Source organism: Alteromonas sp. K632G, assembly GCF_017653625.1.
GTDB classification, from domain to species: Bacteria; Pseudomonadota; Gammaproteobacteria; order Enterobacterales; family Alteromonadaceae; genus Alteromonas; species Alteromonas naphthalenivorans.
Map to the genome: position 1 here is coordinate 118,605 of NZ_JAGGDM010000012.1, position 25,710 is coordinate 144,314.

The 25,710-nt window shown below is 44.1% G+C and carries 18 protein-coding genes and 1 tRNA gene; 12 read left to right on the forward strand and 7 right to left on the reverse strand.

Annotated features, from left to right (window positions below; genetic code table 11):
* The first annotated feature begins 7 nt into the window (after positions 1–7).
* On the forward strand, positions 8–2,671 hold the full coding sequence (locus tag J5X92_RS13060; protein ID WP_208805906.1) for an ATP-binding protein: 2,664 nt from the start codon (positions 8–10) through the stop codon (positions 2,669–2,671).
* Positions 2,672–2,773: 102 nt separating this feature from the next.
* On the opposite strand, the gene J5X92_RS13065 is transcribed toward J5X92_RS13060, so the two are convergent.
* From J5X92_RS13065 to pepA, 3 genes are read right to left on the reverse strand one after another with little or no spacing between them, the layout of a single operon-like run.
* Positions 2,774–5,548, reverse strand: a complete 2,775-nt coding sequence (locus tag J5X92_RS13065; RefSeq protein WP_126873100.1) for a valine--tRNA ligase — start codon at positions 5,546–5,548, stop codon at positions 2,774–2,776.
* A gap of 39 nt (positions 5,549–5,587) precedes the next feature.
* Positions 5,588–6,013 carry a DNA polymerase III subunit chi gene (locus tag J5X92_RS13070; RefSeq protein ID WP_013782780.1) on the reverse strand — a complete coding sequence of 142 codons (426 nt, stop codon included), beginning with the start codon at positions 6,011–6,013 and terminating at the stop codon, positions 5,588–5,590.
* A 6-nt stretch (positions 6,014–6,019) separates the two neighbouring features.
* On the reverse strand, positions 6,020–7,525 hold the full coding sequence (gene pepA, locus J5X92_RS13075; protein WP_013782779.1) for a leucyl aminopeptidase: 1,506 nt from the start codon (positions 7,523–7,525) through the stop codon (positions 6,020–6,022).
* Between the two features lie 261 nt (positions 7,526–7,786).
* Here pepA and lptF point away from each other — a divergent pair, with 261 nt between their 5' ends.
* Positions 7,787–8,887: an LPS export ABC transporter permease LptF gene (lptF, locus tag J5X92_RS13080; protein ID WP_013782777.1), complete on the forward strand. Its 1,101-nt coding sequence runs from the start codon at positions 7,787–7,789 to the stop codon at positions 8,885–8,887.
* A complete protein-coding gene (gene lptG, locus J5X92_RS13085; RefSeq protein WP_013782776.1) occupies positions 8,888–9,949 on the forward strand; it encodes an LPS export ABC transporter permease LptG in 1,062 nt (353 codons plus the stop codon).
* Between the two features lie 139 nt (positions 9,950–10,088).
* On the opposite strand, the gene J5X92_RS13090 is transcribed toward lptG, so the two are convergent.
* Positions 10,089–10,550, reverse strand: a complete 462-nt coding sequence (locus J5X92_RS13090; RefSeq protein WP_260563518.1) for an RDD family protein — start codon at positions 10,548–10,550, stop codon at positions 10,089–10,091.
* Positions 10,551–10,996: 446 nt separating this feature from the next.
* On the opposite strand from J5X92_RS13090, the gene J5X92_RS13095 reads away from it, so the two are divergent.
* The 7 genes from J5X92_RS13095 to J5X92_RS13125 all read left to right on the forward strand — a co-directional run bounded on the left by J5X92_RS13095 (position 10,997) and on the right by J5X92_RS13125 (position 17,087).
* Entirely contained in the window at positions 10,997–11,530 is a 534-nt protein-coding gene (locus tag J5X92_RS13095) for a sigma-70 family RNA polymerase sigma factor (RefSeq protein WP_013782774.1), read from the forward strand.
* The gene (locus J5X92_RS13100; RefSeq protein WP_208805907.1) at positions 11,527–12,228 is read left to right on the forward strand and encodes an anti-sigma factor; all 702 of its coding nucleotides are present in this window, start codon (positions 11,527–11,529) and stop codon (positions 12,226–12,228) included. Before J5X92_RS13095 ends, J5X92_RS13100 begins: the two co-directional genes overlap by 4 nt.
* A 158-nt stretch (positions 12,229–12,386) precedes the next feature.
* Entirely contained in the window at positions 12,387–13,967 is a 1,581-nt protein-coding gene (locus tag J5X92_RS13105; protein WP_208805908.1) for a DUF4331 domain-containing protein, read from the forward strand.
* A 12-nt stretch (positions 13,968–13,979) separates the two neighbouring features.
* The gene (locus tag J5X92_RS13110) at positions 13,980–14,480 is read left to right on the forward strand and encodes an Ig-like domain-containing protein (protein WP_208805909.1); all 501 of its coding nucleotides are present in this window, start codon (positions 13,980–13,982) and stop codon (positions 14,478–14,480) included.
* A 79-nt stretch (positions 14,481–14,559) separates the two neighbouring features.
* On the forward strand, positions 14,560–15,714 hold the full coding sequence (locus tag J5X92_RS13115; RefSeq protein WP_013782770.1) for a hypothetical protein: 1,155 nt from the start codon (positions 14,560–14,562) through the stop codon (positions 15,712–15,714).
* A gap of 9 nt (positions 15,715–15,723) precedes the next feature.
* Positions 15,724–16,878: a HupE/UreJ family protein gene (locus J5X92_RS13120; RefSeq protein ID WP_013782769.1), complete on the forward strand. Its 1,155-nt coding sequence runs from the start codon at positions 15,724–15,726 to the stop codon at positions 16,876–16,878.
* A 122-nt stretch (positions 16,879–17,000) separates the two neighbouring features.
* Positions 17,001–17,087 (forward strand) — tRNA-Leu (locus tag J5X92_RS13125).
* A 455-nt stretch (positions 17,088–17,542) separates the two neighbouring features.
* On the opposite strand, the gene J5X92_RS13130 is transcribed toward J5X92_RS13125, so the two are convergent.
* Entirely contained in the window at positions 17,543–17,770 is a 228-nt protein-coding gene (locus J5X92_RS13130) for a type II toxin-antitoxin system Phd/YefM family antitoxin (protein WP_013782767.1), read from the reverse strand.
* A 194-nt stretch (positions 17,771–17,964) separates the two neighbouring features.
* On the opposite strand from J5X92_RS13130, the gene J5X92_RS13135 reads away from it, so the two are divergent.
* Positions 17,965–19,632 (forward strand): tetratricopeptide repeat protein, encoded by a 1,668-nt coding sequence (locus J5X92_RS13135; RefSeq protein ID WP_208805910.1) that lies wholly within the window; start codon positions 17,965–17,967, stop codon positions 19,630–19,632.
* A 426-nt stretch (positions 19,633–20,058) separates the two neighbouring features.
* Here J5X92_RS13135 and J5X92_RS13140 read toward each other — a convergent pair whose 3' ends face one another.
* Positions 20,059–21,123 carry a Gfo/Idh/MocA family oxidoreductase gene (locus J5X92_RS13140; protein WP_013782765.1) on the reverse strand — a complete coding sequence of 355 codons (1,065 nt, stop codon included), beginning with the start codon at positions 21,121–21,123 and terminating at the stop codon, positions 20,059–20,061.
* A 399-nt stretch (positions 21,124–21,522) separates the two neighbouring features.
* On the opposite strand from J5X92_RS13140, the gene J5X92_RS13145 reads away from it, so the two are divergent.
* Positions 21,523–22,311, forward strand: coding sequence for a thioesterase domain-containing protein (locus tag J5X92_RS13145; protein WP_013782764.1), 789 nt, complete (start codon positions 21,523–21,525; stop codon positions 22,309–22,311).
* A 160-nt stretch (positions 22,312–22,471) separates the two neighbouring features.
* On the opposite strand, the gene J5X92_RS13150 is transcribed toward J5X92_RS13145, so the two are convergent.
* The gene (locus J5X92_RS13150) at positions 22,472–25,615 is read right to left on the reverse strand and encodes a glycosyl hydrolase (RefSeq protein ID WP_244360749.1); all 3,144 of its coding nucleotides are present in this window, start codon (positions 25,613–25,615) and stop codon (positions 22,472–22,474) included.
* Between the last annotated feature and the right edge of the window lie 95 nt (positions 25,616–25,710).

The following is a 25,710-nucleotide window of genomic DNA, read 5'->3' on the forward strand; positions in this document are numbered from 1 at the left end:
AATAGCTATGCTGTCATCGATTCGAACGCAACTTATTCTCGTATTAATTGCTTTAGTCGCCCTGCTCTTAGTACAAGGGTATATTGCTAGAGAAAACCAATCTGTATTAAGCAGCGGCATGGCGGCATCGAGTCGTGCTGTGGTTGATGTGGGAATAGTAAAAGAACTCGAAAGAGATGTTATCGACCTACAGCGGAATGTGCTCATCTACAAAGAAAATGCGAGCCAATCTGCGGTAACACGTTTTGAAAGGTTGATGCTCTCTATCAATAAAAGGCTAGATGAGCTCGCCGATCCTGTTACTCAAAACGGTGAAATTGACGATACCTATGTGCTGTCTCGTATGCATAAGCACCTTAGTGCCTACCAAGAAAATTTTCGCCAAGTTATTGATGCACGCTCTAGAAAAGACGACTTAATCATTGATGGATCATTGTCAGATTTACTGGCGATTAAGCGGCTATTTGACACTGCCAATGAAGACTTCGCGCTTCCTCAAAGTACCATTGATAAACTTAACTTCCACATTGCTAAAGCGGAAAATGCAATCCTTCGCTATTTGATGAAGCCTGATATGGCGTTAATCACTCAATTCAATGAAGCAATTACTGCAGTTAAAGCGATTACCATGAACAATCAGACACTTCATAGCCAAGTGAATGAGTTACTTGAAAAGGCCGAAGCTGACCTATTTAAGCTAACACAAATTACCCAAGGGAATTTGTTTTTGGTTAATGTGGTTATGGCCGGTTCAGCGAATGAGTTTTTATATTTAAGCGGCGAACTTGCCAACCAAGTAACGTCGAAAACCGAATCTATTGCTCATAACACCTATTTGGTCGCGCAAGAAACACGACGTAATGGTGAGATATTTTCTCTGGTTTCCATTCTACTTGCCCTTACCGCAGCCATATTTACCGCCTACCGTATCTTAGGCCCTATTCGCACCATCACCGAAGTTTTCAATCGGCTTTCTGAAGGCCAGAATATTTCGAGTATTCCAGGCAATAGCCGTAACGACGAAATTGGTAATCTTGCTCGCGCCGCTCATGTATTTAGTGACAAAAACAAGCAAACGGAAAGCTTGCTATCGGAAGCCCGTGAACTAAATGGCAGGTTGGAATCTTTAAACTCAGAACTGACTGAAAGTAAGATAAAAGCAGAGCGGGCAACCGCCTCAAAGAGTATTTTCTTAGCCAATATGAGCCATGAAATTCGCACGCCCATGAATGGTATTATTGGTTTAATTGAACTCGCACAGCAACACCCAGTGCCTGATATCGTAAGTGGTTATCTTGATAAAGCGGCCTATTCAAGTCAGATTTTAATGAGTGTCATAAATGATATTCTTGATTTCTCTAAAATTGAAGCCGGCAAACTTAAAATTGAAGAAGTGAGCTTTTCCCTTCACTCGCTATTCGATAACCTCATTGCGGTTATTGCCCTTAAAGCCAAAGAAAAGAACTTAGCCGTACGCTTCATTGTGTCACCTTCCATTCCCCCCCAAGTTATTGGCGATCCGCTACGTATTGCGCAAATCATCATGAATGTTGGAAGCAATGCGGTGAAATTTACCGAACAAGGGCAAATCTGCATTCGGTTTGATGGCAAAATTAACGATAAAGGTAATTTACTCTCCCTAACAATGATCATTGAAGATTCGGGTATTGGTATGAGTGAGCGACAGCTTGCCCGTATTTTTAACCCCTTTACTCAGGCCGATGACGCGACCAATCGCAAATATGGTGGAACCGGCCTGGGTTTAACCATTGTAAAGCAACTCACCGACTTGATGGGTGGCTCTCTATCCGCCACTTCTGTGGAAGGAAAAGGCAGTACCTTTACAATATCCTTGCCTCTTCGTGTATTTAAAAATCAGCCTGGTATTTTTGACCTTACGCCTCAGTTGCCCACGTCCAGTATGTACTTAACTTCTTCGCCTCTGCTACCAGATATCTATCAGTCGATAATACAAATTAGCCAAGCCAATATCATGGACATTACCGCCGCCCAATCCCTCGATTCTCTGCCCAAACACCTTATTGTTGATATTCCTAGCTTTAGTGTGTTTAAAGAAAATATCCGCTGGTTACACGAATTGGCAGAGCAAGGAACCCATGTGGGCTTGATTATGGATACCGTGGGGAGTGCGCTGCAAGATAAGTACAATAGCCTGTGGAAAGGCCCGCTTATTATGCACCCCTTTACGCCTGCACAATTTGAGCACTTCATGTCTATGGTAGTAAGTAATGAAACACGAAAAACCATGACCAAAAATGTGGATATCATTGAAGATATAAACTTAGAAGGACATATCTTGTTGGTTGAAGATAATAATATAAATCAGATTGTTACCGGTGAAATGCTTAAAACCCTAGGGATTACGTTTGATATAGCGGAAGATGGCAATCAAGCGGTGCGTAAAATAGAAAACGCGCCTCATTATGATTTAGTGTTAATGGATGTCCAAATGCCCGTAATGGATGGCTATGAGGCAACAAAAGTCTTAAGAAATGCGGGCTTTACTACCCTTCCCATTATCGGGCTCTCAGCGAATGCGATGAAAGAAGACAGACAAAGCGCTATCGATGTAGGTATGAACGACTATCTTACTAAGCCAATTAAACGCAAAGCTTTGGTTGATATGTTGAAGCGGCACATGAAACATTAAACACGCAGAGGTTCTTACTCTTTGCACCGTTTAGTGAATAACGGCCAAACAAAAAGGGTTATCTCTCGACAACCCTTTATCAGTTAGCGTGTTAGCTCTGAGTTATAAAGCAGCAATAGTCTCGTATTGCGCTTTTAGCTTTTCGAGTTGTTTCTCACCTTCTTCCAGCTTACCGCGCTCTTTCTCAATCACGGCGTCTGGGGCGTTACTTACAAACTTCTCGTTACCCAGCTTTCCGCGTGTACGTGAAACGTCTTTGTCCACTTTATCCATGGCTTTCGTGATACGAGCAAGCTCAGCATCTTTATCGATAAGACCCGCCATTGGAATAAGAATTTCCATTTCACCTACCAGTGCCGTAGCGCTCGCTGGTGCTTCTTCACCGTCTTTAAGGATGGTTACTGTTTCAAGCTTAGATAACTTATCTAAGAAGGCTTTAGCGGCCTCTAAACGGCGGCTATCTTCAGCACTTACGTTTTTGAGTAAAGCATTAAGCGGTTTGTTTGGAGAAATATCCATTTCGCCGCGAATATTACGAATACCTACGATGAACTTCTTCACCCACTCAATATCGGCAAGTACTTGCTCATCTTGTTTAGCGGCATCTTGTACTGGGAATGCTTGCACCATAATGCTGGCATTCTCTTCAACCTGAAGCGCGCTTAATGGCACAACTCGCTGCCAAATAGTATCGGTAATAAATGGCATTAACGGGTGCAACAAACGTAGCAAGTTTTCCAGTACGTTAATTAACGTATGGCGTGTACCACGCTTTTCAGCTTCACTGCTGGCTTCGTTGCTAAGTACTGGCTTAGTAAGTTCTAAGTACCAATCGCAGAATTGGTTCCAGGTAAACTCATACACAATATGCGCAGCAATGTCGAAACGGTAGTCTTCTAATGCTTTTTCAAACTCAACAAGGGTTTGTTGGAACTTAGCCCAAATCCAGCGATCGGCAATGCTTAATACCATTTCGCCGCCATCACGGCCTGTATCGTGTTCTTCAGTATTCATCAGCACGAAGCGCGATGCATTCCAAATCTTGTTACAGAAGTTACGGTAGCCTTCAACCCGCGCCATATCAAAGTTGATATCACGACTGGTTGATGCCATTGCAGCAAAGGTAAAACGAAGTGCATCTGTACCGTAAGCATGAATACCATCTGGGAATTGCTTACGCGTACGCTTCTCAATCTTTTCAGCTAGTTTTGGCTGCATCATGCCTGAAGTACGCTTTTTCACTAGCGTTTCTAGGTCAATACCGTCAATAAGGTCGATAGGGTCAAGTACGTTCCCTTTCGATTTTGACATTTTATCGCCGTTCTCATCGCGGATAAGACCGGTAATATAAATATCCTTAAACGGGATTTGGCCGGTAAACTTCTTCGTCATCATGATCATTCTAGCCACCCAAAAGAAAATGATATCGAAGCCAGTTACCAATACCGATGAAGGCAAGAAGGTTTCTAGTTCAGGCGTTTTTTCAGGCCAGCCCATGGTCGCGAACGGCCATAGTGCAGAGGAGAACCAGGTATCAAGTACGTCGTCATCTTGGCGAAGGGCAATGTCGTCGCTCAAGCTGTTTTTAGCACGCACTTCTGCTTCAGTACGACCCACGTAAATGTTGCCGTTGTCGTCATACCATGCAGGAATACGGTGTCCCCACCACAACTGACGTGAAATACACCAATCTTGAATGTTGTGCATCCACTGGTAGTAGGTTTTGTTCCAGTTTTCTGGTACAAAACGAATCTCACCGCTTTCAACCGCTTCAATAGCAGGCTTGGCAAGTGATTCAACCGCAACATACCATTGGTCGGTAAGGTAAGGTTCAATGACCGCGCCGGTTCTGTCGCCGCGAGGGACTTTAAGCTTATGCGGTTCAATTTTAACGAGTGCGCCTTGGGCGTCTAAGTCGGCCACAATTTGCTTACGTGCGTCGAAACGGTCTAAGCCGCGATAAGCCTCTGGCGACTCATCATTAATTTTCGCATCGTCAGTTAATATATTGATCATCGGTAGGCTATGACGCTTACCCATGTCGTAATCGTTAAAATCGTGAGCCGGCGTAATTTTAACGCAGCCTGTACCGAATTCTTGATCAACATAATCATCGGCAATAACCGGAATTAAACGGCCAGTAATAGGCAGTTTAATGTCTTTACCAATGTAAGCTTGATATCGTTCGTCATCAGGATGTACTGCAACAGCGGTATCACCTAACATGGTTTCTGGGCGGGTAGTCGCTACCACTAGTTCACCACTGCCATCAGCAAGTGGGTAGCGCATGTGCCACATGTGGCCATCTTCTTCTTCGTTTAGGACTTCTAAATCCGACACTGCGGTGTGCAGTACAGGATCCCAGTTAACCAAACGCTTACCGCGATAAATTAAGCCTTCTTCATGAAGCTTCACAAAGGTTTCAGTTACCGCATCAGACAACTTGTCGTCCATGGTGAACACTTCACGAGACCAATCAGGTGATGTGCCTAAACGGCGCATTTGCCCAGTAATAGTGCCGCCACTGTGCTCTTTCCATTCCCAGACTTTTTTGATGAAGTCTTCACGACCTAAGTCATGACGAGTCTTGCCTTCTGCATTTAATTGGCGTTCTACCACCATCTGGGTAGCGATACCCGCGTGGTCGGTGCCCACTTGCCATAAGGTGTTGTCACCCTTCATACGGCGATAGCGGGTTAAGGCATCCATTATAGTTTGTTGAAAACCGTGGCCCATGTGAAGGCTACCGGTAACATTTGGCGGTGGAAGCAAAATACAATACGGATCGCCGCTGCCCGATGCTTTAAAAAGGCCCGAATTTTCCCATTTTTCATAGCATTGCTGCTCAATGGACTGTGGTTCGAAGGTTTTATCCATTACTTACTCTCGTTGTGAAGCCCGATTTTGATGTGATCACTACGCAGTTTTCTTAAACTGCATATTACATCCGGCTTGCTGGTAGTTCTTATATCGCACCCGCGCAGCCTGTTTGGCTTCGTCATCTACGGGAACAAAATCGATAATTTGGCGATGTTGATTTGGCGAAGGCACCATGCCCGAACCAACATTAACCACCATTTGACGGCGGGCAACCTGCTCGGGTTGCCAACAAATTTCCACCGGTGTGCCGCTTTGTGGCCCTTCACCATATAGGTTGTGGGGAACAAAGCGATTGGCTGGCAATTGCCATAAAAATTCATCAACTTCTTCGGCTTGCTTTTGCGTATCGCATAACACGCTTATCTTTTGCTTGTTGGCAAAAGCATCTGCAATAAGTTCGCTCGCACGAGACGCCACACTGGTGTCGCCTGCGCTCAGTTGATAAAACACGACTTGAGGCATCGTGCGTTAGTCCTCTAACTTAGTGCCAGCGCGGTTCATTAAGAACTGCGATAACATCGGAACAGGTCGCCCTGTTGCACCTTTGTTCTTGCCACTGCGCCATGCAGTACCGGCAATATCTAAGTGCGCCCAATTATATTTCTTGGTGAAACGAGACAAGAAACACGCTGCCGTTATACTGCCTGCCGGACGACCACCTAAGTTAGTCATATCAGCAAACGGGCTTTCAAGCTGCTCTTGGTAATCATCCCACACTGGCAAACGCCATGCGCGATCTGAACTTTGCTCAGACGCATTGAGCAGTTCATGGGCAAGCGGGTTATGTGTGCTCATTACACCGGTTGCATGGTGGCCAAGCGCAATAATGACGGCACCGGTTAAAGTAGCCACATCAATCACCAGCTCAGGCTCGTAGCGCTCCACGTAGGTTAACGCATCACACAGTACCAAGCGTCCTTCTGCATCCGTATTTAATACTTCAACCGTTTGCCCTGACATGGTGGTTAAGATATCGCCTGGGCGATAAGCCGTACCATCTGGCATGTTTTCACAGCCAGCTAGCACACCAATAATGTTTATAGGCAGGTTTAGCGCTGCAATGGTGTGCATAGTACCTAGCACACCAGCTGCACCGCCCATGTCGTATTTCATCTCATCCATGGCTTCGCCAGGCTTAATTGAAATACCGCCTGAGTCGAAGGTAAGCCCTTTACCCACCAGCACAATAGGTGCTTGATCGGCAGGACCACCACGGTGGTGCATAATACTCATCATGCTTTCGTTTGCAGAACCACGGCCCACAGCTAAATAGGCTTGCATACCCAGTTCAGCCATTTGGGTTTCATCTACTACTTCAGCGCTCACGCTGTCGTACTGGCTGGCTAAAGACTGGGCTTGCTCCCACAGGTAAGCAGGGTTACAAATGTTTGGCGGCATGTTAGCCACATCTTTGGTAACTTTGGCGCCGCGAGAAATGGCTAGCCCATGCTCTACTGCACGCTCACCCACGGTGAGTTCGCGACGTGTAGGTACGTTAAATACGATTTTACGCAACGGACGACGTGGCTCACCTTTCTTGGTTTTAAGTTGCAAGAAGGTATACAAAGAATCTTCGGTAGCTTCTACGGCTTGACGCACTTTCCAATAAGTGTCGCGACCTTTAACGTGTAATTCCGTTAAGAAACACACCGCTTCCATCGAGCCCGTTTCGTTTAGGGTAGTAATGGTTTTGGCAATAATTTGCTTGTATTGGCGCTCATCAAGTTCGCGCTCTTTTCCGCAACCGACTAGTAATACGCGCTCACTCAGTACATTCGGTACATGGTGCAGTAATAGCATTTGCCCGGCTTTACCTTCTAGGTCGCCGCGGCGTAATAAGTTGCTAATATAGCCTTCACTGATTTCGTCTAGTTGTTCAGCCACCGCGGTAAGGCGGCGCGGCTCGAAGACCCCGACAACAATACAGGCACTGCGTTGTTTTTCCGGACTGCCACTTTTTACACTAAACTCCACGATATCACCTCGTTTTTCGTCGTTTAAGATTTGCATGCTGACTAAATTCACATAACGTTTCGCGCTGCTTTATGTTTTAATACGCAGCCATACTTGCATGCTAGCTGCGAATGACGCAATGTTGACGTAAATTATGTCAATTTTGCTTCGCCACACCATGCAATTAATTTTATGATTGCAGGCAAAACTTGTAAAAACGGTAAGTTTACTCAAAATTGTGGTTTCTTTCACTAAAATTCCAAAGTTTCCGGTAGGACTGAGATGTTGATATTCCGCTATTTGCTTAAGGAAACCCTTAAGTCTCAGTTAGCCATATTTTTCATTCTAATGGCGATATTTGTCACCCTTAGATTTGTACGTGTACTCGGTGATGCCTCAGACGGCGATATACCAGCAGGACTAGTACTTGGCTTTCTTGGGCTATACGCCCCTATTCTCGCATCACTCGTGCTGCCTATAAGTGCTTATTTAGGCATTATGCTGGCCCATGGGCGACTGTATGTAGACAGTGAAATGACTGTCATGCGTGCATGCGGTATCAGTGAGTGGTACATCACCCGCGTGATGTTGTTCTTATCTGTACTCATTATGATAGTTACGGGGGCGATTACCCTCTATTTTGCTCCTATGGCGGCTGAAAATGAATACCAACTTAGGGAAAAAGCCCGCAACGAAGCAGGCCTTTCTGCCATTATTCCTGGTCGATTCCAACAAACCGGTAATGCCAAAGCAGTTATTTTTGTTCACGACATTGATACGGACGACCAATTGCGCCGCGTGTTTTTATCGCAAAATAAAACTGAAAATGGTGAAAATCAGGTTCAAGTGGTTTACGCGCAAACAGGGCAAGTAGCCAGTAACCCTGATGGCACCCGAAACTTGGTGTTAAAACAAGGGGTGCAGTACGAAGGTCAGCAGTCGCAAAAAAGCTACCGCAAGGTAGAATTCGATGAATACCAAATTCAAATAGCCGATAAGCCTGCAGAGGAAGCAAGACGCAAGGTTAGCGTTTTACCTACTACCGAATTATGGGGTGACGAATCAATAGAAGCCCGTGCAGAGTTGCAATGGCGTATCGCTATTCCTCTTTCGTTGCCCTTCTTGATACTTATTGCGGTGCCATTGAGCGCGGTAGATCCCCGCCAAGGCCGATTTGGAAAAATGTTCCCGGCTATACTGCTCTATCTTGGCTACTTCTTATTGTTATTAGCCAGCAGACGGGTACTAGAAGACGGCAAAATCCCCCCTCAACTTGGGCTGTGGTGGGTGCATACCATTATGCTGATAATTGGTGTTGCCTTGATTGTGCGAGACAGAAAAACAGGCACCCAATTTAGGGCCTGGATATTGGGGAAAAAGTAGATGTTTAAAATCCTCGATTTATATATTGCTCGCACACTGTTAGGTACGGTAACTGTTACTCTATCGGTCCTTATTGGCTTAAGCGCACTGATTAAATTTGTAGAGCAACTGCGTAAAGTGGGTGAAGGCGACTACGACATGATGGTGGCGTTCCTTTATGTTGTGCTTAGCTTACCAAGAGATTTAGAACAGTTTTTCCCCATGGCAACCCTTCTGGGCGGGTTAATCGGTATGGGTGTACTTGCCAGCAACAGTGAGCTTGTTGTTATGCAAGCAGCAGGCATGAGTAGATGGAACATAATTGTCTCTACCATGAAGTCTGCCACTATCATGATTCTATTGGTCATGGCTGTGGGTGAATGGGTCACCCCCTTCAGTGAATCTAAAGCCAAAGAAATTCGCACAGAGGCCATTTCAGGCGGAAGCTTATTCTCTTCAGAGCAATTGGTTTGGGCTAAAGATGGCGAACACTTCGTGAGTATTGGCGAAGTGTTAAGTCGTGATTCACTAAAAGATATTAATATTTTTGATTTTAACGACGACCTTTCACTTGAAAGTATTACCTATGCTAAATCGGGTAATTTCGATGGCAGTGAGTGGCGTTTAAGTGATGTGGACGTTACGCGTTTTAGTGAAACCGCGGTAACGTTAGATAACGAAAAAAGTATGCAATGGAACTCGACATTAACGCCAGATAAGTTGGGTATTGTTGCCGTAAAACCTGAAGCTCTATCTATTTCTGGTTTGCTAGACTATGTGGGCTACTTAGCCAATAACGGACAAGATCCATCACGCTACGAATTGGCACTGTGGCGCAAAATATTACAACCTGTGTCGGTAGGGGTAATGCTATTAATGGCCTTGTCGTTCATCTTTGGCCCGCTGCGCAGTGTTACTATGGGTGCCCGGGTGATCATGGGCGTACTGACCGGCTTTGGCTTCTTCATTTTAAATGAAGTGTTTGGCCCACTTAGCTTGGTATATCAAATTCCACCGTTTTTAGGCGCTTTACTTCCCAGCTTATTGTTCGCGGCCATCGCCGCCATCATGCTGAGAAAGTAGCGTATTTTGAGTCATCTATTGAGTCGCTTGAATTAAGCGTTTGGTTGAATCTTCAGACGCACTAGGCTCTGCCGCTTCAACACTGGATACAAAAAAGGGAAGCTTAGCTTCCCTTTCTTATTGGTATTAGCGCTTTTGCTTACCAGCTTTTATGATCGTTACTTTCTTTAGTCAATTTGAGCACTTGGGTTTGCGCCAATCTATCTTGCAATGACTGCTTGTGCTTAAAATCAAACAGCACCAATAGCGTACCTAAGCCACCTAGTGAGGCCACCAAACGAATAAGCAATCGCGGCCATGTCATAGGTGCATCTACGGTGCTGAAAATACGAAGTCTCCATGCACGCATTCCCAAGGTTTGCCCACCTCGCTTCCAAAACCATAAAAAGAAACCAACCACCCACAAACCAACCCATACTTGAATCAGTAACTTATACCCAGTAGATGCTTGAATTAATTCAGCGGGCTGCTCGTAGCCTTGCAAATCCAATATACCATTTGAAAGCAACACAATAAGCGTCACTATTACCACCATAGCAGCACACATCCCCACCGCAACGGCAACTAATGTATCGTAAATCATGGCAGCTAAACGACGAATAAACCCTGCACGTTCAGAAGAAGAGGTTAACTCGACAGCTTCATTTTCGGTGAGTTTTTCACGCTTATTCGCTTTTTTTGCATTGCGTGCAGCACGTGACGCTTTGTTGTGACTTTTGTTCAAAATACTTCCGATACAGTTCAATACCGCGCTAGTGTGCCACAACCCTGACAAGGCATAAATAACCGATACGGAAACAGGGCTAGTTTTAATACTTAGTATTGTGAATTGCTAAGCTATAACCGGTTAGAAATAGCGTGTAAGGTGTAGAGCACAAAGAATATTTATACTTTTTGCATCTAATTACAGACGGCAAACGTTTAATAACATGTAAACACAAACAATCGATCGAAAAATTCTTGTGTCTATGCCCTGATCAGAGTTCCGAAGCTTAAGGCCATTTAATTTCTAAATGCCATGTATGGCTCGGTAAAGAAGGATACTTTATGGAACATGAAACCTTGTTTCCCCTACTGTGTGAAACAGCGAATGGCAATAAAGCCGCTTTTGCTGAGCTATATAAATTAACTAGCCCTCAACTGTATGCTGTGGTGTTAAAGCTTTTGAAGCGGCCGGAACTGGCCGACGAAGCTACCCAAGATGCTTTTATCAAAATATGGCATAACGCAGGCAGTTACCAAAGAGGTAAAGGTACTGTGCTGACTTGGATGGTCAGTATTGCTCGCTACCGTGCATTAGATTTGATGCGCTATCACAATGTGAGAAATGAAGTATCACTAGATAACGAAGCGCCTCAATTGGATGAGTCTTCTACCCCCGTTCGGATGAATACCGAGCAAGATAAATTAGCGGAATGCTTGGATGAATTGGACCACTCCCAACGCCAAGCAATACAGTTAGCGTATGTAAACGGACTTTCCCATCAAGAAGTTGTGAACCATTTGTCGTCGCCTCTGGGCACTATCAAAAGCTGGATTAGACGTGGCCTTCAAAGCTTGCAAAGGTGTTTGTCATTATGAATTATTTGAAAGAAGAACGGTTAAACGCACTCGCGGCCGAGTATGTGGTGGGTACCTTGCGTGGCAAAGCACGTCTGCGCTATCAAAAATTATTGATGCAGTACCAAATCGTAGGTAAAACTACCGCCAAATGGGAAGAATACTTGGTAGGCTTCTCAGACGGCATAACCCCTGTAAAGCCTCCCCATGCGGTGTGGGAACAAATTCAGCATCGTCTTGATCATGGCAATTCAACAAAACCAGTGTCGAACGTTGTTGAATTTGAACAAGCAAAGCAGGCTAGATGGCGTTATCTCTCCTTTCTGTCTACCGCTGCTGCAATGATATTTGCGGTACTTCTCGTCGTGATGATGCCAGTAGCCGACGAAGAAATTTCACATGTTGCGGTGTTTAATAACGCCGACAATGCGCCGTTATGGGTAATAGAGATTTCTGAATCCACTATGGATGTAAAAGTGACCAGTGCATTTGCTGCTACGACCGATAAAGACTACGAGCTATGGATGGTACCTGAAAATGGAGAAGCGCCTATTTCATTGGGCTTGTTGCCTGAATCGGGCTTTGAGCACTTTGCTACTAATGCCATATTACTCAACGGTAGCATCGCGGCACTAGCCGTAAGCTTAGAAGCGCCAGGCGGCTCAAAAACCGGCGCACCTACTGAAGTGTTATATATAGCGCCGCTGGTTTCTGTGTAATAGAGAAGACATTTCTAAAAAAGTACTTTTGAAAGCCGGCATTCAAGCCGGCTTTTTAGTGTTTGAAAAAAATATTTTAAAAAAAAGTAAATTATTTTGCATCCAACTGCACATCCGAATCGTTTGGCTTTATGAACTCACTCACTAAGAGACATAATATGATTTCGATTAAACGTTCAGTAGTTGCAGTTTCTTGCGCACTTATTGCCGCAGGCGCAGTGGCTTCAAGTCACCGAGAAGCGCCTAACATTACACGTCATCCAGCTTTAGACAGTACCGACTTTTACGCATTTAATAGCTACGAAGAAGGGCGTGAGGGCTACGTTACTTTCATCGCAAATTACATTCCACTGCAAGATGCCTATGGCGGCCCTAATTATTTCGCCATGGATCCAAACGCGCAATATACTATACATATCGACAGCGATGGCGATGCAGTTGAAGACATTAGTTTCGTTTTTGAGTTTCAATCTATGCTTGCCGCCGAAAACGAAGGCATTGCATTACCTATTGGCGCAGCTGGCGAAGAAAAAATGGTGAAAGTGCCATTAAAGAACATTGGCCCTGTTAGTGCAGACGATCAAAGCGCCGCTAACTTCTCAGAAATGTATAGCTTAACTATGGTTTCTGGCGACATACAAAGCGGTGAGCGTACTACGCTAACGCCAAGTGCAGGTGATAGGTTTACCAAACCGCTTGATTACATTGGTAATAAAACCTTCACCAGCGAAGCAGAATACGCCCGCTATGCAGAAAGCTTTATCTATTCATTCTCGATACCAGGCTGTAATGACATGGCTAAGGTATTTGTGGGTCAACGTAAAGACCCATTTGTGGTAAATCTGGGTAAAACTTTTGATTTGGTTAACTACGTTCCGGTTGAAGGCGACAGCGCCCCTGGCGCAGGTGATGGCGCTGGCTTTCCAGGCGGTATTACCCAAAGCGATGATAACGATGACTTAGCCGATAAAAATGTGACCTCAATTTCTGTTGAAGTACCTTCAGCATGTGTTACTGGCGACGGTAATGGCGTAGTGGGCAGTTGGACAACAGCCAGCCTTCCACAAGCACGTATCCTAAACCCTGATGCATCCTTTGAATCGCCAGAAGTTAATGGCGGCGCGATGACCCAAGTATCTCGTTTAGGTAGCCCATTGGTTAACGAACTTGTTATTGGTATTGGCGATAAAGATACGTTCTCTAGCGCACATCCTAGTGATGATGGTCAGTTCGCTGATTATGTCACCCACCCTGCCCTACCAGAGTTGCTGAATATCTTATTCAAAGATGCGGTTAATACTACGTTAGGAACATCAATAGAAACGTTAGCGCCAACTAATTTCCCAAGAAATGATTTAGTTGCTGCATTCTTAACAGGTTTCCCTGGTGTTAACCAACAGGCCTCAGTTACCGCGTCGGAAATGCTTCGGTTAAATACAGGCATTCCAGCAACGCCTGCAGCCGACCAATCTGCATTCGGTGTGGCAGGTGACGATTTAGCTGGCTTCCCGAACGGAAGAAGACCTGGCGATGATGTGGTAGATATTGCCCTACGCGTTGTGATGGGTCGCTTATGTTATCCCATTCCAGTGAATGGTGAAGATACTGATTTAGGCTTGTGTACTGAAGAAGATGCAAGCGTAGGTAATGTTCCATTCACTGATGGCGCGCCAGTTGATGCCAGCATGACCGATGCGTCGTTCCCTTACCTTAAAACCCCTATTGCGGGTTCTGAATAAGGAGTGATGATTATGAACAACGCTCTTTTAAGAGGCTTAGTTTTGGTAGGCGCAGTAAGTGCGCTTACTGGATGCTTTGACAGTGACGATGATAAGCCAGAAGTAAACGTGGCACCGGTAGCTGAAGATGCCATGTTTACTACCCAGGCTGATATTGCGTTCACCGAAATGCTCAGTGCAAGTGATGCTAATGGCGATGCTTTAACTTATACGCTAGCCACAGACAGCGAAAACGGAACCACAACGGTAACAGCAAACGGTGATTTTACTTATACGCCGAATGCGCAGTTTACCGGAACTGATTCTTTTGTTTTCAGCGTATCTGACGGCGTAGCCGATGCTGACACGGGCGAAGTGACTATCACCATTGAAGCGCAGCAAGTCTCGTTTTCAAGCTATACACGAGATGCATTTAATCAAGAAGCGACTGATGACCCACTTCCTATTAACGGAAGAGCGTTCACTCAGGATGCTGAGCAAAGCAGTTTTGATGACTTACTACCTCAGCAATAAATAGCACTAGCGCCAGGGATGGCGCTGCTTTTTCTTAAGTTTGTTTACTTTACGTTTATCTACCCTAGGAGTTCATACTATGAAATTAATGGCTCGGCTTATCGCACTTAGCGCTTTGTCTACATTATGCTCATCAGCGCTGGCATTTGATGATACAGCGTCACTTAGCGTTAAATCAGGTGATATTCCTAGCAATAAAGTAATCGCCACATGGAGTGCACAGCCTCAAGCAAAAATGACCATAGCACAAGCACAAACAGTGCTTAGTCAAAGCCGTTATCCCGATGCCACAGGTAATGAAAGACAACAGGTGATTCGCTTCATCCATTATCAAAAACAGCAAAAACGCTCCCTTTCAGCTAGTGCGCAAACGCAACTTATGGTGTTAGAGGCCAAGGTGCTGCAAGGCACCCATCAATTTCGCGAAGCTGAAGCTATTTTAAACGAAATAAAAACGCCCCTTTATGCACCTGCTTTACTGCTACTAGCAGACATTAACATTCAGCAAGGCAACCCCGCAGCGGCCAAAAAACACTGCCAACAATTAGTTGGCAAAACCAGTTATCTATTGGCTTTCACATGTATTTTAAACGCCGAATTCACACTTAATACTAATAGTGCTAGCTACGAGAAACTACTAAACCTTGAGGCATTTGCTGAAAAATCTCGTGTAGAAAAAATGAATGCTAATAACACTAGCATCAAGCAAGGGGGCGCGAGCGAACGCCTGTGGTATTACGAAACCTTGGCGGCAATGGCCTACACCCTAGATAAACCCGAGACTGCGCTTTCACACCTGAACAAAATAGACACACAAAAACTGCCCGTAAGCGCACTATTGCTATGGTCTGACGCTAAGCTCAAACTTTCAAAATCTCAAGATGTGATTAAAAGGCTTACAGCAATTCAGGCTGCAGCTCATCGCAATTCCAACAGTACAGAAAAGAACATAGACGATGGCTTATTGCTTCGCTTGGCAAAAGCAGAACGGCAAATAAGTCTTCATGATACTGAAATTCAAAAGCAATTAGCTGATAGAATGGCCTTACGTACTTGGCGGGAAGATGTGTCTCATGCAGCGCAAGTAGCTAGTTACTTTTTAGATATTGACTATAAACCCGCTATAGCCCTGAAATTCGCTAGGATAAACTGGCAAGCAGCACAAACAAGAAGTGACGCTAGGTTACTGGCACGGGCCGAAAGCGCTGTTGCCACATCATCGACATTGAATTAAAGAAAATATATGAAAGCACTTGTAGTTATTCTTTTTTTGTCACTTTTAGTTATGAACGCAAGCGTAGTAAACGCCCACGAACTGAGTAGCGGGTATTTAACCCTTAACGCGGGTGAAGAAAATACCTATAGCGGCGAATTGTTATTAAAGCCTGATGATATTGGGCAAGTAGCCGGACTAGACACTAACGGCAATGGCGCACTGACGTGGGGTGAGATTCATCAAAATCAGCCCTTGTTAGAGCGCTATATAACGAAAGTGCTAAGTATTAGAGTAGATGACTCGCCCTGTGAAATTAACCTTAGCATGCCAAATATTAGAAGTGTTTCCGGCGATTCTTACTTGGTCTCACCAATTCAAGTTATGTGTGAATCAGGTGGTACATTGGGCATTCACTACGATGGTATTTTTGAACATAGCCCTACCCATAAGCTGCTTGTAAACGTAAACCTTGCTGATCAATCAGGAAGTCGTTCACAAGGCAGTTCAAAAAGCACTTCAGATAACACATCTGTTACCAGCGTACTTGATACAGATAGCCGCAGCGTTACATTCGATGCTAGCACTACGTCACTAACCGCATTGTTCATTTCGCTAGTGTACGAAGGTGTATGGCATATCTTCATTGGTATCGATCATATCCTGTTTTTAGTGGCTACCTTGCTTACCGTTAACCTGGTAAGAGAGCAAAAACAGTGGCAAAAAGAGCCTTCAACTTCTCGAATACTAAAGCACACTGTAATATTAGTCAGTGCGTTCACGCTAGCGCACTCTATTACCCTGACCGCTACCGCCCTGAATTTTATTGCGTTGGATAGCCGTTTAGTCGAGCTTGGAATCGCTATTTCAGTGCTGCTGACTGCTCTTAATAATATCTATCCGCTCATCGTGCGATTAGGCATTATCACCTTTGCCTTCGGCTTATTACACGGAATGGGGTTCGCCAGCGTGTTTGCCGATTTAAATGCGCAGTCAAATAACCTGGTACTTAGTGTGGCTGCTTTTAATATTGGTGTGGAAGTGGGTCAGTTAGCTATTGTGGCAGTATTACTACCCTTGTTGCTGTGGCTGCGTCATTTTGCATTTTATGCAAAAACCTTAATGCCACTGCTTTCATCTGTCATCGCCATCATAGCGATTAACTGGACGATTCAGCGCTGGTAGGAGCCATCCCGAAGCGCTAATTGGATAATCTTTCAGCACTTAGACATTTAAGCTAAAAAAAGTGTTGTATGCGAGCGCTGCATCGCTATAATGCACCACTTAGCGATAGCACACCTATCCAAGCCAGTGTGATGGAATTGGTAGACATGACGGATTCAAAATCCGTTGCCAGCAATGGCGTGGCGGTTCAAGTCCGCCCACTGGTACCATATTCTTCTTTTAGAAAAAGATACTGAAACCGACTTTTGAGTCGGTTTTTTTGTGTCTGAAATCAGCGTCGTTCTGGGCTCTACCCCATTAACGGGGGATCAGTATTTATCCTGTTCTATTATTTTGGGGTAAATCAGACGAGTAAATTAACTTCAAACAAAAGCTTTTTCAGGTCTTGTCTAGAATCAAAAACTAGAAGAAGAATGACTGTCTTTGTAGACTCTTCAACTCGGTAAAGCACCACATTATGACTATCGACAAGAAGCTGCCTGTATTCGGTTAACCCTAACTCCAGGAGCCTGTCACTATGAGGCGCAGAATACGGATTTCCAGAGAGTTGAGACTTAACTTTCGATTTAATAGCTCGCTTGGCCTCGTTTGCAACATTGTGATTAAAAATGCATCCAGTTTTTTCAAACAAAGTTTAAAAACCGGTGTCACTTTTATGCTGTATTCAATCGTCGTCAAATGCTTCATCCAGATCAAATAGCCCGTTCTGTCGCGCTCTGCGTTCTGACAAATTTATGAGTTTTAATAATGCTATAGTTTGTTGCTGTTCTTCGTAGTCATTCGCATCCTGAATAACATACTTTGGCTTGCCATTTTGCGTGACCAAAATGGGGTTATCCAATTCCAGATGATTCGCATGTTCCTTCATGTAAGATACAGTTTGAGTTTTCATGACAATCTCTTTGGTCTAAATATAGACTTATTATAGTCCGATAGACGAAAAATGAAACGGATAGATTTCCGAGTGGACCGCAATATTTTCATGATATACCTATACCGGAGCATTTATTTAATCAATTCGGCTTCAAAATTGAAAACTCTGCATGTTATGCTTTTACATTAATTCAGCGATTCAAGACTACTTACTTGACAAAGTTTGATAAAGATTTCCCGAAACTAGAAATGCGGCTTGACGCATTTTTTGATGCCATTGATGACGAAGATTACAAACTTGCCCGACTCATTGTAAAAAAGGCGGTCAGGAAATTCCCCCGACATCCTGTTTGCTTCGCGCTTCAAGGGCTAGCAGCTGTATTTATCGATGACGATCATACCGATGGTTATTTGTTTTTTAAGCAAGCAATAAACAGTGGCTACGCACCTGCTTTTGTATATTTTAATTTTGGACTCTGTGCCGAAAAATCTGGCTCAGTTGCTGAATCTTTAGCGGCTTTTCAAAATGCGCTTGACAGTGCGTCACCGGAAGAACTTCATCAATATGAACCTGCCAGACTCCATCTCCAGGCGATAAGAGAGCAACTTCCCGAACACCTCACTTTGGAACAGTACCTTATAGACGCCGAAATTTTTGAAGAAGGTGTTGTATTGTTAGAAAGTCATAAGTTCAGTGAAGCGGCAAACTGCTTTACTCTACTGTTAAAAAGCCAGCCTGAGCATGTACAAAGTTGCGGCAATTTGGGAATTTGTCAGATGTATTTAGGCGATCACTTGTCTGCAAAACGTGCGTTTCATCGAGCATTGGCAATTGATCCAGATTACTTGTTAGCTGAAAATAACCTGGCAATGTTAAAAGCGCTTGAAGACGGAGAGATAGAAGAGCTTCCAAGATTTGGTATTACCGATTTCTATGCAGAAAAAGAGAAAACCTCAAATCCTGCCACTGAACTCAATCAGGCAATATCACAAGCCATGGCCAACGAGCAGTTTGACTCAATTGAGGATGCCCAAGCATTTGTTGAGAACTATATGAATGAGCATAACAGTTCACCGAATACTGATATGCTTAACCTCACACCAAGCCAAACTCACAAGCTACTTACTGAGCCTTTCGAATCCAGTGATTTACTTAGCTGGCAATTTTCGAATGTTACCAAATTTACATCAGCCCCTGTTTATTGGTTAGCTGTAAATTTAATAGGAGCTTTAGGGGCTGATGGAGTTAAGTGCACCGCCAATGGAAATTTGCCCCGCAATTTATGTCGGTCGCTATTCGATAGTTATATGAAAGAGTTTGCTCCCAGCTTTATCGTTTCCAAAATAAATAAAGAAGACGATTTCGTTAACCTACATGTAGTTCGCAGCATCTTGTTGATTGCCAAATTAATTCGTAAACACGGTGGGCGCTGGAAGCCATTGAAATCAACATGGCAACTTTATGAGCGCATACAGCAAGGTGATAACACAGCTGCGACTGAACTTTATCAAATACTGTTTAAAACGTATGCTACTGAGTACAACTGGGCGTACATTAGTGGTAATGAGAGCGATTGTGCATTCTATCAGTTCAGTATAGGTTACTCATTGTATATGCTTCGTCATCTTGGCACTGAATGGCGACATTACCGAAAATACCAGGTACTTTATGAGCAGGCTTTCCCAGATCAAGCAGATTCGTTGTCAGAGCTTGCAAAGATAGAATTTCCCTCCCAGTATATTTTTCATTTCTGGTTCGACTTTGCATGGCAAGTCGGACTAATAGAAAAACGTGAAAGCACCGATGAAAATACAAATGGATTTTCCAAAGAAATCATAGCTACGCCTCTGTTTACCGAACTGATTTCTTGGCACATATGAATCCGGTAATAAAAAACGTCATTTACTCTAATCGAATGCGTGCGGCGTCAGTAATCACAGCGTCTTCAATAAACCTCAACTTATTTGTTATGGCATGGAATTTCAGATCAAAACACGCCGTTTATCTGAATCTGATAGAAAGGGATTCCACCTAAACCTCATCACCTTTGTTTGGGGCTTCGTGGACTGGGGGAAGGAGAATCGGGTAAAGTGGCTTTAAGCATTTTTTTTGCGAAAAGCTGTTAGTCATGCAAAGAATTTGCAAAGCGTCATTATTACAATTTAACTTGCTGATTTAAAATAATTATTTCAAACACTAACTTTTCAAAATCCGTTGCCAGCAATGGCGTGGCAGTTCAAGTCCGCCCACTGGTACCAAACTTTTAAACCAACTTTTTAGTTGGTTTTTTTGTGCCTGACTATTAATCAAACCGCCACCGTTTTTCCTGTTTGTGCGGCCCGAAATATTGCATCAACAATATGAATATCGGCTAACCCTTCACTCCCGGTTACTAGCGGTTGTCGGTCGGTGAGTATGGCTAAAGCATCATTGTCCATTTGAAGCGTTTGCTGCATGCCTTGAATAGGTTCAAACTTTTTCCCATCAGAGGTTATACCCGTTACGCCATTGTAGCTTTGCATTGGTCTCAGTTGATACCAACCTTGTTCGCACTCTGCTTTAAAGTGGTTGAACTCTGTTACTACGCTTGTACCACAATCAGCCATTAGTCCATTCCCGAAATCCATGGTAAACATGGTGGTTTCATCAACCTCGGTAAACTTATTAGGGAAACGCTGGGGTGGATGACTACCTGTAACAGATAATGGCTCTTTACCTGTTAAAAACCGAGCGCTATTAATAGCGTATACACCCATATCATAAAGCGCCCCACCTCCCATGTGTTGCTGCATTCGCCAATTGCTAGCGTCTCTTCCTTGCCCAGCGTAACCAGCAAAGCTAGATACCTTCTTAAACTTCCCATAAGGCATGCTTTCTAAATAGTGATGAAAAGTGCGTGTGTTGGGCTCATGTTGCATGCGATAACCAATAGATAGCGTCACACCATTCTTGTTACATGCGTCTATAATGGCTTGGCATTCGTCACTATTCATGGCCATAGGCTTTTCACACCAAACGTGCTTTCCTGTGTTCGCGGCTTTTACTGCAAAATCTTTATGTGTACCGGTTGGCGTAACTACATAAATAACATCAATATCTTTGTTATTCGCAACCTCATCAATCGTATCGTAGGTATACACATTACTATCCTGAATACCGTATTTACGCTGCCACTTTGAAATTTTGCTTTCTGTACCGGTAATTATTCCGCGCAGTTCACAATGTTCGGTATGCTGAAGTGCTGGCGCAAGTAAATTAGCGCTGTAATTGCCTAAACCTAGCAAGGCAACACCTAACTTTTTCCGCGACTGAGTGCCTCCTAAAGCCAAAGAGAACGGACTATGAGCGACTAATAGACCAGCACCTGTCATACGAATAAAGTGGCGACGTGTTACGTTTGACGTAAAAACTCCCTAATGAAGACCTGTATTTCCCTTCTAATTAATAGTGTTAATTATATATAGTTAGATCACTTTGCCGCGGCGCATTATTCGGTTCTATTCATAAACGATTTTGTCTGGAACCAATGGTGTATCAGCATTCCAGAGAGCATCGAATAATGCGGTTTTGTAGCCTGGTTATGATGATTTACTTCTTTTTCTTTTGTTCGCCCTGCTTATTCCGCCCTCTACGTGACTTCTTTTATTCGCCCTCATTATTCTGTGCGTAATATCACTGAAACAAAAACACTATAGCTTTAGAACTCGAGTCATTGTTTGTGAATTAAATCCGTTCACAAAACTGAGTAAAGCGAGTTGGTATAGTTGTCTATGAAAAAGCTCAAGCGCTATCAATACGAGCGATATGCCATTCTCTGCCAACTCTCCTACCCCGATGCCGAAGCGCATTACCGTCAAGTATTAAAGCCCTTTCACGAACGTCACTTGGTCGATAAATATGGCCGGATGAGCGTCAGGATCCTTTGGGTAGATAATAAAAAAGAAGCCATTGTGGTATTTAGGGGCTCGCTGGGACTAAAAGACTGGCTCGCAAATTTAGTATTCCTACCCACTAGAATCAAACAAGTCGACAAAAAGTTCTATGTACATTGGGGCTTTAGTCGACTACTTCATCAACCCATGTATTCAAGCACTAAGACGATTGACGAAGCGCTGCCATTGCAAGAACTTTTGGTTAAAGTGCTAGAGCCTCTACAAAATCAAGGTAAGCGTTTTACATTTATAGGGCATTCTTCTGGAGGCGCAGTAGCCGTGCTGATGGCTGACTATTTCGAAAGAAAAAATGCGAAAGCCGTTAAACGAGTAGTGACCTTTGGCCAACCCGCAGTGGGCAGTCGCTCATGGTATAAAAATTATCTATTACACCACAAAACATACCGTATTTGCTGTGACTTAGACGTAGTAACGTTTATGCCTCCTTTCCCTTTTTACTTTTGGCACGTGGGTAAAATGCTATGGCTGCACGACGACCAAATCTATGAAAACACGCCCACGCATAAGCGGTTTTTTAAATCATTAAGTAGCTGGCTATTAAGACCCATTACCTACCATTACATGAGAAAATACATCAGAAATAAGTCTTTATTTGATGAGCATTAGTGTGTACTCACGCTATAGCGTTTTTAGATGTGAAGGCCTAATTTAAAAAACAAAAAACCGACTTAACGTCGGTTTTTTGTTTAAAGTGTGCCGATAATGCTATCGAACACCTTCATCGTACCTTCATTTTACAAAGTACAATTCAGTACGCACAAACAGCCTACAAACTGTCTAGATCGTACACGCCTTTTTCAGCAAGCGCTTCATTGACTGGCTTAACATTTTCACGAAATAGAATTTCTAACTGTAGTTTGTACTTTTGCCATCTGGCCTCTAAATCGTCTAAACGTTGTACTGCCCCAGCTTGTGCTGGCGCGCCGGTTCTATCGAAGTTATCCATTAAAAAGCGAACTTGTCGGTCGAGCATATTTGGCCAATTTATGTCATCTTCAAAGGTTTGGTGTTTAGGTTGGATCACCAATGCTTCCCAATCATCAATAGCACTAACAATACGGTCAATTGATGCTGACACTTCGCTGGCTAGTACCACATTCGACTCAGTTACCCCATTTAGCGTTTCACGCACGTTACGGGCTTTTTGCAAGTGCTCAAATAGCTCGTTTAGTAAGTTTTCACTAGCCTGAATGCTTTGCTCAACAATTTGTAATTGGGCGGCATCAGATTCTTCCCTTGGGTCTGGCAGTACCTTAAACGGTCGGGTCTGAGACTGCTCGCCTACAGTGATAGTCGCTTTATAGTCGCCAGGCATTACTCTGGCGCCATTCCAGCCACCAAATAATTTCACATTATCAATACAGTTTAAAGGTGAGCGTCGCAGGTCCCATACAAACTCGTTATAACCTTCATGTGTTGAAGGGTGTGTAAACTTCAGCGGGCTACGTGCGTCTTCGTTACCCTTGGCGCACTTTTCAAACGCATCTGCGGTTGACGATAACGTACGCACGAGTTGATTTTTCGAATCAAAAATATCAATGCGAAGACTTTCACTCTCTTCAAGCTCCTCTTTTAAGTAGTAACGGAACCTTGCTCCGCGAGGAGGGTTTTTCGCTTCTGGTTGGCCGCTCATATTGCCGCCAGACAACAAGCGCACACCGTCGACAGGGCTAAATTGAAACAGAGCTTCATTGTGTAATGAGCCACTGACTTCACGCAGCGGGTTTATGTCGTCCAAAATCCAAAAGCCACGACCTTGCGTTGCCACAACTAAGTCATCACCTTTTACCTGCATATCAGTTATTGCAACAGGCGGTAAATTAAGCGCCATCTCCTGCCAGTTTTTACCATCGTCAAAACTAACAAACATCCCGCTTTCAGTTCCCGCGAACAGCATACCTTCATGCTGCTTATCCTCACGTACTACGCGAACAAACGCATCTTCAGGCAAACCTTTATCTATGCGAGTCCAGCGTTTTCCGTAGTTTTCTGTTTTATAAATATAGGGCTGATAGTCGTTCAGTTTATAGCCGGTTACAGCTACATAGGCTTTACCCTCAGCGTGAACGCTTAGCTCAATAGCATTAACCTGTGCTTCTTTTTTATGAGGCGTAATGTCTTTCCAATTTTTACCTTCATCTTTGGTTAAATGTAACTTGCCATCATCTGCACCTACCCATAGTTCACCTGCATTTGCTGGCGATTCAGCAATATAGAAAACCGTATTGTAATATTCAGCACCGGCTTGTTCGTTGGTGATAGGTCCGCCGTTTAAACCCTGCTTTTCGGCATCGTTGCGGGTTAAATCTGGGCTGATTTCTTGCCAATTAACGCCTCTGTCGGTGGTTTTTAATATCATCTGCGTACCGTAGTACACTGTTTTCGGGTCGTGCTGCGACACCAATACCGGCGCATTCCAGTTGGTACGGTATTTCTGATCTCTCGCATTGCGCCCAAACACGTATTCAGGATAAGGCATGATAGGGCGAGTAAGCCCCGTATCCTTGTTGAACTCGGTCAATGTGCCATTAATAGTGGTGGCGTAAATCAGCGTAGGATTGTCGGCATCAAAGGCGATATGTGCGCTTTCACCACCGCCTACGGCAAACTGCTCGGCGATACCAATGCCGCTATCATAGGTAGAAGAAGGAGTCGCCATTGTGGTGTTATCTTGCTGGCCGCCATAGACATGGTAGGGTTCCAGGTTATCGGTAACTACACGATAAAATTGCGCAGTGGGTTGGTTATAAATACTCGACCACGACTTTCCACCATCAAACGTTACGGTTGCGCCACCGTCGTTGGCATTAATCATATTTAGGCTGTTTTCAGGGTTTATCCACATATCGTGGGTATCACCGTGTGGCAGTGATTTAATTTCAAAGGTTTTGCCGCCATCAATAGATTTATGCAACTGTACATTCATTACAAACAGGGTGTTTTCGTCGTTAGGGTCAACCTTAATATGATTGTAATACCAGGCTCTGGCTTTAAGAATATTGTCGCCATTCATTAGTTGCCAAGACGCGCCAGCGTCGTCGCTGCGGTACAAGCCACCGTTGTCTGCTTCAATAATGGCGTAAACGCGCTTAGGGTTAGAGGCAGAAATATCAATTCCCACCTTTCCGATAAGCTTGGGTAAATCTTTTTCTAGTTTATCCCAAGTTTCGCCACCGTCAGTGGACTTATAAATACCGCCACCGTCGCCGCCTGATTTTACGAACCATGGTGTTCTTCCGTGGTGCCACATGCTGGCGTAAAGCACTCTCGGGTTAGATGGGTCTAGCGCTAAATCTGCAGCCCCTGTGTTGGCATTAACGTTAAGTACGTGCTTCCAGTTTTTACCGCCATCGATAGTTTTAAATACACCGCGCGCTTCATTTGGTGCCCAAATATTACCTTGAACAGCCGCCCACGCGATATCTGGATTGGTGGGGTGAATGCGAATTTTAGGAATTTGACCACGATTTTCTAAACCAACTAGCTCCCAGGTTTCACCCGCGTCGGTAGACTTATATACACCTTTACCGTGGCTGGTGGTTACACCGCGAATAGGCCCTTCTCCCGTACCCACATAAATGACGTTATGATCTGAGGGGGCTACAGCAATTGCTCCAATGCTACCTACTTCAAAGTGCTTGTCAGACAACGGTTTCCAAGACAAACCGGCATTATCTGTTTTCCACACGCCACCACCAGCGGCCCCCATATAATAAAGGTTGGGGTTACCATCAACGCCTGAAACGGCAACAGAGCGACCGCCACGAAAAGGGCCTATATTACGATATTCCATTTTTTCGAAAAGCTTGGGATTAACGGAATCTTCTAACGCAATTGCAGGAAAAGAGAGACTAACTAGCGTGCTAATAGATACTGCTAAAGCGGCTAGTGTTCGCCGTAATTTCATCATTGAAAGCCTTTTTATAATTAATTGTTTATGAAGGATAGGTGCTTATGATTTATATAGTGCAACGTATTTAGCCATACGGTAAAGGCTAAATAGCT